This is a genomic window from Corynebacterium sp. 13CS0277 (assembly GCF_002994655.1).
GTDB lineage: Bacteria > Actinomycetota > Actinomycetes > Mycobacteriales > Mycobacteriaceae > Corynebacterium.
Genome location: NZ_PPDL01000001.1, coordinates 22,607 through 35,277, shown reverse-complemented (window position 1 = coordinate 35,277; position 12,671 = coordinate 22,607). Strand labels below are relative to the sequence as shown.

Genomic DNA, 12,671 nt, shown 5'->3' with positions numbered 1-12,671 from the left:
GGCGGCGGGGGCGAGGATCGTCTGGAGGAAGTCTATCGGTCCACCACCACCGCATCATCCACCGGCTCCCCGGGGTGTACCCCCGCGCCCCGCGTGGGGAGCCGTTGCCCCAGGGTGTCTAGGCGCTGGAGGAATCGTCTGTAGCGCCCGCGGCGCTCAGGGCACGGATGTGGTCCACGATGGTGGCGTGCACGTCATCGCGGCCGGCGACGATACCCATGCCGCAGTCCGCCCGCCACGGGGCCCCTTCCAGGTCGGTGGCGGTTTTGCCTGCCGCCTGCACGAGGAGGACGCCTGCGGCGTTATCCCACGGGTGGGGGCTAAACGTCACCGCCGCATCGAACACCCCCAGGGCGGTCAGGGCCAGGTCCACGCCAACGCTGCCGGTGATCCGCAGGCGCGGGTACGTCACCGACAGGTCGCCGAGGAGTCGGTGCCGCAGCACCGTCGGGAAGCGGGAATCCGCCGGGGACACGATCGAACCGAAGCCTACGAGTGTGGCGTCCGCCCACGCGGCGGGCACGGCGGGTTCCTCCGCCAACGCCCCCAGCAGTGGCTTGGTGCCCGCGTGGGTGCCCAGCCCCTCATTCCACACCCCGGGACGGCCCGCCACCGCCGACAGCATGGTGCCGAGCAGCGGCATCGCGGTGCACGCCACGACGGGGACACCATCGGAAATCAGCGCGATGAGGATGGCGCAGTGGGGGCTACCGGTGGCGTAGTTGGTGGTGCCGTCGATGGGGTCGACGATCCAGTAGGTGGCGGCTCCCTCCCCGCCGAGTTCCTCCCCGCACACGGGGATCCCGGTAGGTTCCAGCAGGCTGCGCAGGTGGCGTTCGATCGCCAGGTCGGCGCCGGTGGCGAAGCCGCCGTCGGCTTTTGTGACCTCGATGGTGCAGCTGGCGCGGGCGGAGATGAACGTCTCCGCTGCGGTGCGCGCCGCAGCACAGGCGGCCTGGCGGAGGTCCTCCAGCTGGGTTGCGCTGAGCGCGTCCTGCGGGGGTGAAGCGGAAGGGGCCATGGCCGGGGTTCACGTCACTTTCGAGTCTCGAGGTGCCCACCGCGCATCCCCGGGCCTGCGGCCCGGCTCCGCACCACGTGGTCGGCGGGAATGGTCCTCGGCGTGGCAGTCGTGGGTGCGAGGGGCGCACGGTGCCGGGCAGGCACAGGGCGGCGATGCCTGATTGTTCACAGACTACTCCCGCACGCCCCTGCCGTGCGGGGGCTGGTAGCGGCTACGCCTGCTGGGCGGCGACGGCGTCGAGGGCTTCGCGGAGAGTGAAGCGGTGCTCGTAGAGGGCCTTGCCGATGATGACGGAGTCGATGCCCTCCTGCCGGTACTGGGCGACAGCCAGCACGTCCTGAAGGGAAGAAATCCCCCCGGAGGCGACGACCGGGGCGTCGGTGGCGGCCGCCACGTCGCGCAGCAGGTCAATGTTCGGCCCGCTCAGGGTGCCGTCCTTCGACACATCGGTGACCACGAAGCGGGCGCAGCCGGCGGCGTCGAGGCGTTCGACGACCTCCCACAGGTCGCCCCCGTCGCTCACCCACCCGTTGCCCTTGGTGCGCCACTCGCCATCCTCGAGCCGGACGGCAATGTCGACGGCAATCTTGTCGCCGTAGGTGGCGATCGCCTGGGCGATCCACTCGGGCTTCTCCAGGGCGGCGGTGCCGATGTTGACGCGCTGCGCCCCGGTGGCCAGGGCCCGCTCCAGGGAGGCGTCGTCGCGGATGCCGCCGGTGAGTTCCACCGCGATGTCGAGTGCGCCGGTGATCTCCGCCATGAGCTCGTGGTTGGAGCCCCGGTTGAATGCGGCGTCGAGGTCGACGAAGTGGAGCCACTGCGCGCCCTGCGCCTGCCACTCCAGCGCCATCTCCAGAGGAGAGCCGTAAACCTTTTCGCTACCGGCTTCGCCCTGGTTGAGGCGGACGGCCTGCCCGCCCACGACGTCGACGGCGGGCAGCAGGGTGAAAGAGGAGGTGTTCATCGTCGAAGAAAAACCTTAAAAGATACGAAGGAAACCGAGACAGTGGATGACAGGAAAGACACGCGCCGGCGGGGTTCTGCGGCCCCGCCCGCCGCATCAGCTACAGGGTGTCGAGCCAGTTGCGCAGCAACTGGGCGCCAGCATCGCCGGACTTCTCCGGGTGGAACTGGGTCGCCCACAGGGGGCCGTTTTCGACGGCGGCAACGAAGCGGCAATCCTCGTGGGTAGCCCACGTCACCGCCGGCGGGGTGGTGAGCCCGTCGTCGACGAACTCCCAATTCATCACCCCGTAGGAGTGCACGAAGTAGAACCGTTCCTCGGGGCTCAACCCTGCAAACATCTGCGAGCCGGCCGGGGGCTCGACGGTGTTCCACCCCATGTGCGGCAATACGTGGGCGCGGAGCTTTTCGACCGTGCCGGGCCATTCGCCACAGCCGGCGGCGTCGACGCCGTGCTCGACGCCGTGCTCGAAGAGGATCTGCATGCCGACGCAGATGCCCATGACGGGCCGGGAGCCGGCGAGCCGTTCACCAATCATGCGGTCGCCATGGACGGCTTTCAGCCCCTCCATGCAGGCCCCGAAGGCACCCACGCCGGGGACGAGGAGCCCGTCGGCGGCGAGCACGATGCCGGGATCGCGGGTGACGGTGACGTCTGCGCCGGCGCGTTCAAGGGCGCGCTGTGCGGAGCGGATGTTGCCGGAACCGTAGTCAAGGAGGGCCACTGTTTTTGCCATGGTTCACCATGCTAGTGGCAGCGCGCCCGTGGGGGCACATCCACCCGGCACCCCACCGCACCCACCCGGGGTGTACTCCCCCACCCGGGGTGCGCGGCCTGCGGGGGTGGGGTTAGTCCTGCGCCCCGGGCTCGGTGGCGCGGCGCGCGGTCCGCCGGCCAGGGGTGGCGGTGCGGGCCACATCCACCCCGATCTTCGGGGCGCGTTTCCCGGCCTTCGACACCGCTTTCGCCGCCGACTGGGAGGCAAACAGCCCGGCTTTGCCCATGGCCTTGGCCCGGCGGGCAGCACTGCGGGTGCCGCGCACGGCGGCACGGGCGGCGGGCACGCGGCGCAGCTGGGCGCGGGTGTTGTTGTGCTCAGCGATGCGGTGGCGGCCCACCACCTTGTCGGCGATGGCCAGCAGCAGCGCGAAGACGACGAGCAGGGTGGCGGTGGTGTAGGCGCCGGTGTAGGCCAGGTGGCCGGCGACGACGCCCAGCACGGCGGAGCCCAGCCCGGTGCCCGAGTCGAAGGAGATGTTCCACAGTGCGGAGGCGTCCGAGACGCGGCTGCGCGGCAGGCGGGCGAACATCAACAACAGCACCTCGTTCTGCCCGGCACCGAAGCCGATGCCGAAGAGCAGGGCGGCAACGAGCATGAGCCAGGGGCTGAGCCCCAGCGCCAGCACAATGGCGATCATGCCCAGGCCTGCGGCGATAAGGACCTGGGAGCCGATGAGCATGGTGCCGGCCTCCGCGCGGCGGTCCGCGATCACACCCGCGGTGTAGCGGGACAGCATCTGGGCGCCGCCGACGACGGAGAGCACCAGGCCGCCGACGACCGCACCGGTGGCGGGGTCCTGCTCCTTGACTGCGGCGGCGAGGAAGGAGGAGATCGCACCGAAGCCCATCGCCGCCGTGCACATCGCCACCGCGGGCACGGTGACGAGCTTCCAGGTGGCAGCCGCCGGCACCGCCGACGCCGACTCTTCGGGCGCAGTCTCAGCCGCCTTGATCCGGGGCAGGAACGCGCACATCACGCCCGCGACGAGACCAATCAAGCTGCCGGTGACATAGACGACGGAGAAGCTGAAGGTGTTCGCGAGGTAAATGCCCAGCGGCATGAAGGCCATCTCTACGAGGCCGATGGTCAGCCCCAGCATGCCGGAGGCCTTGCCGAGGAAGCGCATCGGCACCAGCTCCGCGATGAGCGCGGACTCGGCGACGGTGAGTGCACCGAACCCCACGCCACGGATCCCGGAGATGAGCAGCACCGGCACCGGAGCGATGGAGAAGGCATACAGGGCACTCGGCACCCCGAGCAGCAGCGCGGAGATAACCATGACCGGCACGTAGCCGAAGCGGCGCAGCAGCTGCGGGGTGGCGATCTGGGTAAGCACCGTGCACAGCATGAAAATGCCGGTCGTCGCACCCGCCAGGGCGTCGCTTCCCCCCTGCCCCAGCACGTGCAGCGGCACCACCGGCAACAGCATCGACCAGGAGCCGAACGCACTGGCCACAGCGACGAGCGTGGCAATAAACCCGGGGCTCTTCCACATGCTGTCCAGCTGCTCGAGTTGGTCACGGGTCAGAGCCCTCGTTGCCACTAGTTCATCGCTCCCATCATCCACAACACTCCGGCGGCGCCGGCAAGGGCCGCCAGGAAACCTGACACAAACACCAGGAGTTTGTTTCCTGCCTGGTAGGCCGCCCACGCCCCGCCGACACAAAGGCCGGAAAGCGCGAACAGCAGATACACCCCGGCGCTCACACTGGGCCCGGGGGCGTGTGTGGCTGAGGGTGTCATAACTGCCCCGGCGGCTTCAAATCGGGCCCCACCCCCGCCCACCACATCGAGCGAAGCCCAAGGAATGCGCTCCAGCATCACAGTGCGCCCTTGGTGGAGGGAATGCCCGTGACTCGGGGGTCGGGTTCGCAGGCGTGCCGCAGGGCGCGCGCGACCGCCTTGTACTCGGCTTCGGTGATGTGGTGCGGGTCGCGCCCGTAGTGGCACAGCACGTGCAGCGCGATGCGGGCGTTCATCGCGAGAGTTTCGAAGAAGTGCTCGTTGATGACGGTGGCATAGTGGCCGCCAATGACGGCGTGGAGCATCTGCTCCGGCTCGCCCTTCATGACGAAGTAGGGCCGCCCGGAGACATCAACGATCGCCTCGCAGAGGGTCTCGTCCATGGGCAGCTGCTGGGATCCGAAGCGGCGAATGCCGGCCTTCGTGCCGAGTGCTTGCGCGAAAGCGCTGCCGAGGACGATGGCGGTGTCCTCCACCGTGTGGTGGGCGTCGATGTGCGTGTCGCCGGTGGCTTTCACCGTGAGGTCGAAGCTGCCGTGGGCGCCGAAGGCGGTGAGCATGTGGTCAAAGAACGGCACCCCGGTGGAAATATCGGTCACCCCAGAGCCATCGAGGTTGAGCTCGACGGTGATGGAGGATTCACTGGTGGTGCGCTCCACGCGGGCGCGCCGCGGGGCGTCAGGATGAGTCACAGCAGTCATGAGTGTGCGGGGTTCTTTCGCGTCTGTGCCCTCACACACGCCGGCGCGGGCGTGCGTGACAGGCGGGGATGTCGGGGAATGTGGCACCTGCGCGTGCGCAGTGCGTGCCACGCAGGTGGCGTGTTCCCTAGGAGGTGGTGGCCTCGCGGGCGAGGCGTTCCGCCACCGCGAGGAAGGCGTCGTTTTCTTCCGGCAGGCCGATGGTGGTGCGCAGGTAGCCGGGGGTGCCGACGTCGCGGATGAGCACGCCATCGTCGAGGAAGCGCTGCCAGGTGGCGTGCGTGTCGGCGAAGTGCCCGAAGAAGATGAAATTGGACTTGGAGTCGATGACGGCGTAGCCGAGTTCTGCCAGGCGGGCGGCGACCCGCTCGCGCTCAGAAACGAGGGTCGCGACGGTGGCCAAGGTGTCGTCACTGTGCTGCAGGGCCACCGTCGCCGCCAACTGGCTCAGCGAGGACAGGTGGTACGGCAGCCGCACCAGCAGCACCGCCTCCACAAAGGCGGGTGCGGCAACGAAGTACCCGAGGCGGCCGCCGGCGAAGTCGAAGGCCTTGCTCATGGTGCGGGACACCACCAGGCGGGTGGGGTACTTCTCCAGCAGGGTCACCGCGGAGGGGCTGTCGTCGAACTCGGCGTAGGCCTCGTCGACGATGACGATGCCGGGGGCAGCGGCGAGGATGGCCTCAATATCCGCCAGAGGGGTGGCCCCACCGGTGGGGTTATTCGGCGTCGTGAGGAACACCACGTCGGGCTGCAGCGAGGCGATGGCCTTAAGCGCGGCATCGACGTCGATAGCGAAGCCACGCGCCGCATCCCGCGGCACCTCGTGGAACGTCGTGTGTGTAGAACTCGACAGGATCGGGTGCATCGAATAGCTGGGGGTAAAACCCAGCGCGCTGCGCCCGGGGCCACCGAAGGCCTGCAGTAGCTGCTGCAGCACCTCGTTGGAGCCGTTGGCGGCCCACACGTTGTCGAGGGTGACGGGCACCCCGGTGTGGGTGGTGATGTAGTCCGCCAGCGCCCGGCGCAGGTCCTCGGCGTCGCGCTCCGGGTAGCGGTTGAGCCCCCGCATTTCCTCGCGCACCCGATCCACGAAGTCCTCGATGATGGCCTCGGAGGGGGCGTAAGGGTTTTCGTTGGTGTTCAGCCGCACCTGCACATCGAGCTGGGGTGCGCCGTAGGCGTGCTCGCCGCGCAGTTCCTCGCGCAGCGGCAGCTCGGCCAGCGTCGTGGCGTGCGCCAGGGGCCGGGGAGCCGGGCTGGTGGGCTGGGTGGTCTGGTCGGACAACTCGGGGTCCACGCTTTCTTCAGTGGGGCACCCGCCGCCCACGCGGTACGCGCGCGGCGGTACGGGCAAGGGATGGTGCGGGCTTCAAAAGGGGCTAGAGGGTCTCAAAGCGGGCGCGGATCGCCTCGCCGTGGGCGGGCAGCTGCTCCGCGTCGGCGAGGGTGACCACGGTGTCCGCGATGTCTTTCAGTGCGGCCTCGTCGTAGGAGATCATGTGCACCGCCTTGAGGAAGGTGTGCGTGGACAGCCCGGAGCTGTAGCGCGCCGAGCCGCTGGTGGGCAGCACGTGGTTGGAGCCCGCCGCGTAGTCGCCGAGCGGCACCGGCGAGTAGTGGCCGATGAAGATCGCGCCGGCGTTGGTGATGCGCTCCGCGACGGCCTCGGCATCGGCGGTGTGGATTTCGAGGTGCTCGGCGGCGTAGGCGTCGACGACGCGGATGCCGGCCTCGAGGTCGTCGACGAGCACGATGCCGCTCTGGGAGCCGGTAAGTGCCTCAGCGACCCGGTCGGCGTTGAGGGTCACCTGGTAGCGCTGCGCGACCTCCGCCTGGACTGCGTGGGCCAGGTCCTCGGAGTCGGTGACCAGCACGCTGGCGGCGAGCACGTCGTGCTCCGCCTGGCTGATGAGGTCGTAGGCCACGCACACCGGGTCGGCGGTGTTGTCGGCGAGGATCGCGATCTCCGTCGGCCCGGCTTCCGAGTCAATGCCCACCACGGAGCGGCACAGCCGCTTGGCGGCGGTGACGAAAATGTTGCCGGGGCCGGTGATCATGTCGACGGGCACGAGGTGCTCCTCCGGGGCGCCGGTCTCGTCGCCGTAGGCCATGAGCGCCACCGCCTGGGCGCCACCGACGGCCCACACTTCCTCCACCCCGAGCAGTTTCGCCGCGGCGAGGATGGTGGGGTGCGGCCAGCCGCCGTGGTCGGCCTGCGGCGGGGAGGCGACGACGAGGGAACCGACGCCGGCTTCCTGGGCGGGGACGACGTTCATGATGACCGAGGAGGGGTACACGGCGTTGCCGCCCGGCACGTACAGGCCGACCCGGGAGATGGGAATGAACTTCTCCCGTACCACGCCGCCGTCGCTCACGGTCACGCTGGTGTCGGTGGGTTTGGTGGCACTGTGCACGGCGCGCACCCGACGGATCGCCTCCTCCAGGGCGGCGATGACCTCCGGATTGAGGGTGTCGAGGGCGGCGTCGATGACATCGGCGGGCACCCGCACCGCGGCGGGGCGGACCCGGTCGAATTTCTCGCAGTAGTCCAGTGCTGCTGCAACGCCCCGCTGCTTGACGTCCTCGACGACGGGGGCGACCACGGGCAGCACCGAGTCGATGTCGGTGCCGCCGCGCGGCAGGGCGCGCCGCAGCTGGCTCACGGTGGGGGTGGTACCTCGCAGGTCAGTGATGGCGAGCGTGGCAAGCGGAGTCTCAGACATGGCGGACGTGTTTAGCCTCTTCCTCGGGTGGAGCCGCGCACGGGGGTGCCGGCGGGGAGCAACTGCGGGTGGGGTGCGCACAGACTTCTGTGTGGCGACCATGATCGTGCCACGCGGCACCAGGCTGTCCTACTTGCTGCCCCTGGATGGGGGCAGCGGGGGTGCGCGGCACCGAATTCTGCGCGACGAATAGTATGCAGTCTAGCGGGTAGCGGCACCACCTCCACCCCGGCCCCACTACTCCCCCGCGCCACCGGCGGCACTGCACCCCCGACCATGGCCCCGTGAGAAGGAATCTACGTCTGCGCGTTAAGGTCCTCGTCGGTGCCGACCTGGATGTAGCGCAGCGCCAAGTAGATCCACATCGACAGGCACGCCATCGCCGGCGCAAAAGCATAAGCCATCCCCGGGTTGACGAAGAGCAGCGCGGAGATCTCACCGGCACCGTCCTCCGGCGTCGGGTAGCGCCACAGCGCCACCTGCTCCCCCGCCAACCAGGCGACCGCCGTGCAACCGAACGTGTAGGCCCCCATGAGGAACACGCTCACGGGATTGGTGGCGAACGCGGGGCGGGTGCCGACGGCCACACCGCTGATGATGCCCACCAGGCCCGTGGCGATGACGAAGGCGAACCAGGCGTCCACGTCCGGCCACCCGGTGTCCGGGTAGGCCACGAAGGTGCCGTCACTGTGGAGGGAGGGCACCAGGGCACCCCACACCCCGCCCACGCCAAGGTATGCCAGCATCAGCACCAGGCCGACGCGCAGCAGTTCGCGGGCGAGCTGGCGGCGCGCGTGGTCGGCGCGGGGGCGGCGGCCGCGGGGCGCTGCGGGGGCTACAGGGGTTGCGGGGCTCATGGTTGGAAATCTTAAACCCTGTTCCACTTCTCGGCTCACCGCCCGTGCGCCGCCCGATGCTTCAGAACGCAGCGCACCCCGCCGGCGACTGAAGCCGCGCAGCGGGGTGAGAGTACGAGTAGCGACGGGCGCGCGCCCGGGGCTAGGCGGCCTAGGGCTAGCGTTGCCCGAGGTAGGTGGAGTCCACCTGCCCGTGGCGGGAGCACACCGCATCCCAGCCGTCGGGGCGGACCTGGACGACCATGCGGCGGCCGCACAGCTGGCAGAAGCGGGGCGCTTCGAGTCCTGCGCGGGCGGACGGGGAGAGTTTAATCTCCACACCGTCGGCGATCTGTTGCCCCGTGTTGGGGTGGTAGACGGGCGGTTCGCCGGTCACCATGGCGACCAGGAGTTCGTCACTGTCGGGGATTTTCATGGAGGTCTTCTTCACACACGGTCAACGAAAACAACAAGAAGGGCAGCGCACACCCCGGCACGCGGGGCACCGGGGGCGTGCGGTGTCGTTAGACGGTGGCGTTCAGTGCCTTGATGGGCAGGCGCAGCTTGCCCATCATCTCCAGGTCCTGCTCCTGGGGGCGGCCGAGGGTGGTGAGGTAGTTGCCGACGATAATGGCGTTGATGCCGCCCAACAGGCCCTGCTCGGCGCCGAGGTCGCCGAGGGTGAGCTCGCGGCCGCCGGCGAAACGCAGGATGGTCTTCGGCAGTGCGAGGCGGAAGGCGCCGATGGCGCGCAGCGCGTCGGCGGTCTCCATGACCTCGTAGTCGGCGAAGGGGGTGCCGGGGCGGGGGTCGAGGAAGTTCATCGGCACCTCGTCCGGCTCCAGGGCGGCCAGGTCGGCGGCGAACTCGGCGCGCTGCTCGAGGGTCTCACCCATGCCGAGGATGCCGCCGGAGCACACCTCCATGCCGGCTTCCTTGACCATGCGGAGGGTTTCGCGGCGCGTCTCCCAGGTGTGGGTGGTGACGACGTTGGGGAAGAAGGAGCGCGCGGTTTCCAGGTTGTGGTTGTAGCGGTGCACGCCGGCGGCGGCCAGCCGGTCGACCTGCTCCTGGGTGAGGATGCCGATGGAGGCCGCGACCTGGATATCAACTTCGGCCTTGATGGCGGCGACGGCCTGCTCCAGCTGGCTCATGAGGTTCTCGTCGGGCCCCTTGACGGCGGCGACGATGCAGAATTCGGTGGCGCCGGTCTTGGCGGTCTGCTTGGCGGCCTCGACGAGGGCAGGGATGTCCAGCCACGCGGAGCGCACGGGGGATTCGAACAGGCCGGACTGGGAGCAGAAGTGGCAGTCCTCGGGGCAGCCGCCGGTCTTCAGGGAGATGATGCCCTCGACCTCGACTTCTTCGCCACACCACTTGAGGCGGACTTCGTGGGCGAGGCCGAGCAGCTCCTCGAGGCGGTCGTCGCCGAGCTGCAGGACCCGCAGGGTTTCCTCCTGGTTGAGGCCCTGGCCGGTGCCAAGCACCTTCTCGCGGGCGAGGTCGAGGATGTCGCGGTCGTGGGTGTCGAGTGCGGTGGCGTGCTGGGCTGCGGTCACGTCTAACCTTCTTTGTGTGTGTTTCGGCGTCGACACCCCACGCCGGGTACCTGCGGGCGCACGGTGGCGGCGCGGGTGGGCGTGGTGGAGTCGGGTGTACTGCGCTACCCAACCTACCGACCGACTAAACAGGGTTCAACCACTTGTGGGGGTAATTGCCCCCACCCCCGCCCCGTCAACTGGGCTTTTCCGGACAGTGTCCCACACCCCATCTACCCCCACCGCCCGAATGGGACGCAGCCCCGCTCCCTGCGCCATGAGCGAAGGAGGGCACTCCCCTGCTGCCCCTGCATCTCAACCACCCCTTGAATGCGCCAGTGCCCGGCGGCGCAAGACCCACGAGGAAAGGACTCGTCGGTCGCGCCGCCGGGCAGCCGGCTACGTACCGGACGCGGATCACGCGCCGGTGGGGTGCGTTAGTCGCAGAGCTTCCACTGGCCACCCTCGCGGGCGAAGCGGACGGTGCCGGTGCGGGTCTCGCCACCGGTGACGGTGGAGACCTGGGCGGACATTTCGTCGCCCTCGACCATGACGTCGGTGATCTCACCGATGGAGCTCGGCTGGTAGTTCGGCAGCATGGTGACCGGAACATCGGGGATCTCGGTGAGGTCCAGCTGGCCGTCCTGGCCGTTGGCCTGGAGGACGCGGGTACAGGTGTTGTTCTGCAGGCTGCGGAACACCTCGTGGGTGGTCTTACCGGAGTTCAGCGCCTCCATGATGCCGCGCACCTGGGCGACGTCCGCCTCGGAGCCGGGCTGGCCGCCAGCGATCGGCTCGACGACGGGGATGTTGTTGACGTCGATGCCGCCGGGCACCGGCACCGGGGCAGCTTCCTGCTGCTCAGGCGCGGGAGCCGGGGCCGGGGTCTCCTCGGCGGGCTTGTCTTCAGTCGGGGCGGCCTCCGTGGTGGGGGCTTCCTCAGAAGTCGGAGCCTCGGTGGTGGGGGCCACGGTGGCGGTGGTGGTCGTGGTGCTGGTCGCCGGGGCGGTGGAAGACGCAGCCGCCTCGTCGTCCTTGCTGCCGCAAGCGGTCAGGGCCACCGGGGCGAGCATCACGGTCGCGAGAGCGGTCGCGCGGACGAAAGTCTGTCGAGAGGTCAAGTCTGTTATCTCCTAAATCCGGACGAATCGTTTCCAAAACACGGAAGACGTCGAGGGGTCATGATCTGGGCGACAGGGGCCCGCAGGCGTTCTGCGGCCGTTGTTCCTGTCACACAACACGTCCCCACCCTAGCACCGCCCCGTTACTAATCCCAGGTCCCCCACCCCACTCCACAAGGACTTTTGCGGCCACGCACAGCCAGCACCCAGCTGCCACTATGGCGCGCTCCACAGCCGCATCACACGGTGGGGGTAGCCCCATCACCACCCCAGCCCGCGCGGCGAACGCGCCCTGCGCGCGGCTGCTCGCACACCGCCGCCCCGGGATACGGCGACCGGCTCCCGCAGCGCGGTCGCCCACCCCGGTATGCTGGTCGGCGTGCAACTGACCCGCCCCACCATCCTCACCGCCGCGATTGCCATTCTCGACGAATATGGCCTGGCGGATACGACTATGCGGCGCATCGCCAAGCAGCTGAGCGTCGCCCCCGGCGCCCTGTATTGGCATTTCCCGAATAAGCAGGCACTGCTCGCCGGCATCGCCGTGGAGTTGCTGCGCCCGCTCATCGGCGCGGCCCCTTTGCGTTTCCTCGTCAATGACGGGGCGCAGGCGGCCGGCACGCAGACCGATCGTCTCGCGATGCCGGATGAGGAGACCATGATCGTGGTCGACACGGACGGCATGGACTGGCAGGAGGCACTGCGCACCCGCGCGATGTGCCTGCGCACCTGCATGCTGACGGTGACGGATGGCTCCGATGTGGTGGCCACCGCCTTGGCAAACGAGGAGCTGCACTCCCGCGTGCTGGAGGCCTGCGCCCTGCCGCTGCAAGATGTCGTGCCGGACGAGAAGGCCCGCCGGATTGCGGCGTCCACGGTGGTGGACTTCGTGGTGGGCTCCACGGTGGGCGAGCAGTCCCGGCAGCGGCTGGCGCAGTTCACGACGAAGCCGGCCCCCACGCAGGAGCAGGCGGATGCGGCCTACCGCGCCGCGTTCGAGGCAGCCGTCCAGTCGGTCTCCAACGGGGTGGACCTCATCATCGCCGGCATCGCGGCGCGCGCCCAGTAGCCGCCGGCCACGCGCCGCGGGCGCCCTTGGCAGATCTCCTCCCCCGCGCCCCACGTGCCTGCCAGCAACGGCACATCGCCCACACTGGTGGCAGGCGAAACCACGCGCATGTGACGTTTTTCATCGGCGGCGACTCCCCCACATCCACACCACTCATGCGCACGGATG

12 protein-coding genes are annotated in these 12,671 nt (G+C 69.2%); 1 reads left to right on the top strand and 11 read right to left on the bottom strand.

Translation table 11 applies throughout. From position 1 onward, the window contains the following. Window positions 1-118 precede the first annotated feature (118 nt). The 11 genes from C1Y63_RS00165 to C1Y63_RS00110 all read right to left on the bottom strand — a co-directional run bounded on the left by C1Y63_RS00165 (window position 119) and on the right by C1Y63_RS00110 (window position 11,434). On the bottom strand, window positions 119-1,021 hold the full coding sequence (locus C1Y63_RS00165) for an inositol monophosphatase family protein (RefSeq protein WP_106014441.1): 903 nt from the start codon (window positions 1,019-1,021) through the stop codon (window positions 119-121). 214 nt (window positions 1,022-1,235) lie between these two features. Next, complete coding sequence (gene priA / locus C1Y63_RS00160) at window positions 1,236-1,988, bottom strand: bifunctional 1-(5-phosphoribosyl)-5-((5-phosphoribosylamino)methylideneamino)imidazole-4-carboxamide isomerase/phosphoribosylanthranilate isomerase PriA (protein WP_106014440.1); 753 nt, start codon at window positions 1,986-1,988, stop codon at window positions 1,236-1,238. A 100-nt stretch (window positions 1,989-2,088) separates the two neighbouring features. Further along, complete coding sequence (gene hisH / locus C1Y63_RS00155) at window positions 2,089-2,724, bottom strand: imidazole glycerol phosphate synthase subunit HisH (RefSeq protein ID WP_106014439.1); 636 nt, start codon at window positions 2,722-2,724, stop codon at window positions 2,089-2,091. Window positions 2,725-2,836: 112 nt separating this feature from the next. Then, window positions 2,837-4,312, bottom strand: coding sequence for an MFS transporter (locus C1Y63_RS00150; protein ID WP_106014438.1), 1,476 nt, complete (start codon window positions 4,310-4,312; stop codon window positions 2,837-2,839). Window positions 4,313-4,589: 277 nt separating this feature from the next. Beyond that, window positions 4,590-5,213: an imidazoleglycerol-phosphate dehydratase HisB gene (hisB, locus tag C1Y63_RS00140; protein ID WP_106014437.1), complete on the bottom strand. Its 624-nt coding sequence runs from the start codon at window positions 5,211-5,213 to the stop codon at window positions 4,590-4,592. Between the two features lie 127 nt (window positions 5,214-5,340). Then, window positions 5,341-6,456 carry a histidinol-phosphate transaminase gene (locus tag C1Y63_RS00135; RefSeq protein WP_233195504.1) on the bottom strand — a complete coding sequence of 372 codons (1,116 nt, stop codon included), beginning with the start codon at window positions 6,454-6,456 and terminating at the stop codon, window positions 5,341-5,343. Between the two features lie 139 nt (window positions 6,457-6,595). After that, the gene (gene hisD / locus C1Y63_RS00130; protein ID WP_106014436.1) at window positions 6,596-7,939 is read right to left on the bottom strand and encodes a histidinol dehydrogenase; all 1,344 of its coding nucleotides are present in this window, start codon (window positions 7,937-7,939) and stop codon (window positions 6,596-6,598) included. A gap of 296 nt (window positions 7,940-8,235) precedes the next feature. Then, window positions 8,236-8,796 (bottom strand): hypothetical protein, encoded by a 561-nt coding sequence (locus C1Y63_RS00125; RefSeq protein WP_106014435.1) that lies wholly within the window; start codon window positions 8,794-8,796, stop codon window positions 8,236-8,238. A gap of 157 nt (window positions 8,797-8,953) precedes the next feature. Continuing rightward, the gene (locus C1Y63_RS00120; protein WP_106014434.1) at window positions 8,954-9,211 is read right to left on the bottom strand and encodes a hypothetical protein; all 258 of its coding nucleotides are present in this window, start codon (window positions 9,209-9,211) and stop codon (window positions 8,954-8,956) included. Between the two features lie 88 nt (window positions 9,212-9,299). Further along, complete coding sequence (bioB, locus tag C1Y63_RS00115; RefSeq protein WP_106014433.1) at window positions 9,300-10,334, bottom strand: biotin synthase BioB; 1,035 nt, start codon at window positions 10,332-10,334, stop codon at window positions 9,300-9,302. A 416-nt stretch (window positions 10,335-10,750) separates the two neighbouring features. Continuing rightward, a complete protein-coding gene (locus C1Y63_RS00110; protein ID WP_106014432.1) occupies window positions 10,751-11,434 on the bottom strand; it encodes a hypothetical protein in 684 nt (227 codons plus the stop codon). A gap of 379 nt (window positions 11,435-11,813) precedes the next feature. Here C1Y63_RS00110 and C1Y63_RS00105 point away from each other — a divergent pair, with 379 nt between their 5' ends. Continuing rightward, a complete protein-coding gene (locus tag C1Y63_RS00105; RefSeq protein WP_146128808.1) occupies window positions 11,814-12,503 on the top strand; it encodes a TetR/AcrR family transcriptional regulator in 690 nt (229 codons plus the stop codon). The last annotated feature ends 168 nt before the right edge of the window (window positions 12,504-12,671 follow it).

Bases quoted from the DNA above. Each gene is read 5' to 3' on its own strand.
- C1Y63_RS00165 (WP_106014441.1), bottom strand. From the start codon at position 1,021: ATGGCCCCTTCCGCTTCACCCCCGCAGGACGCGCTCAGCGCAACCCAG.
- priA (WP_106014440.1), bottom strand. From the start codon at position 1,988: ATGAACACCTCCTCTTTCACCCTGCTGCCCGCCGTCGACGTCGTGGGC.
- hisH (WP_106014439.1), bottom strand. From the start codon at position 2,724: ATGGCAAAAACAGTGGCCCTCCTTGACTACGGTTCCGGCAACATCCGC.
- hisB (WP_106014437.1), bottom strand. From the start codon at position 5,213: ATGACTGCTGTGACTCATCCTGACGCCCCGCGGCGCGCCCGCGTGGAG.
- hisD (WP_106014436.1), bottom strand. From the start codon at position 7,939: ATGTCTGAGACTCCGCTTGCCACGCTCGCCATCACTGACCTGCGAGGT.
- C1Y63_RS00125 (WP_106014435.1), bottom strand. From the start codon at position 8,796: ATGAGCCCCGCAACCCCTGTAGCCCCCGCAGCGCCCCGCGGCCGCCGC.
- C1Y63_RS00120 (WP_106014434.1), bottom strand. From the start codon at position 9,211: ATGAAAATCCCCGACAGTGACGAACTCCTGGTCGCCATGGTGACCGGC.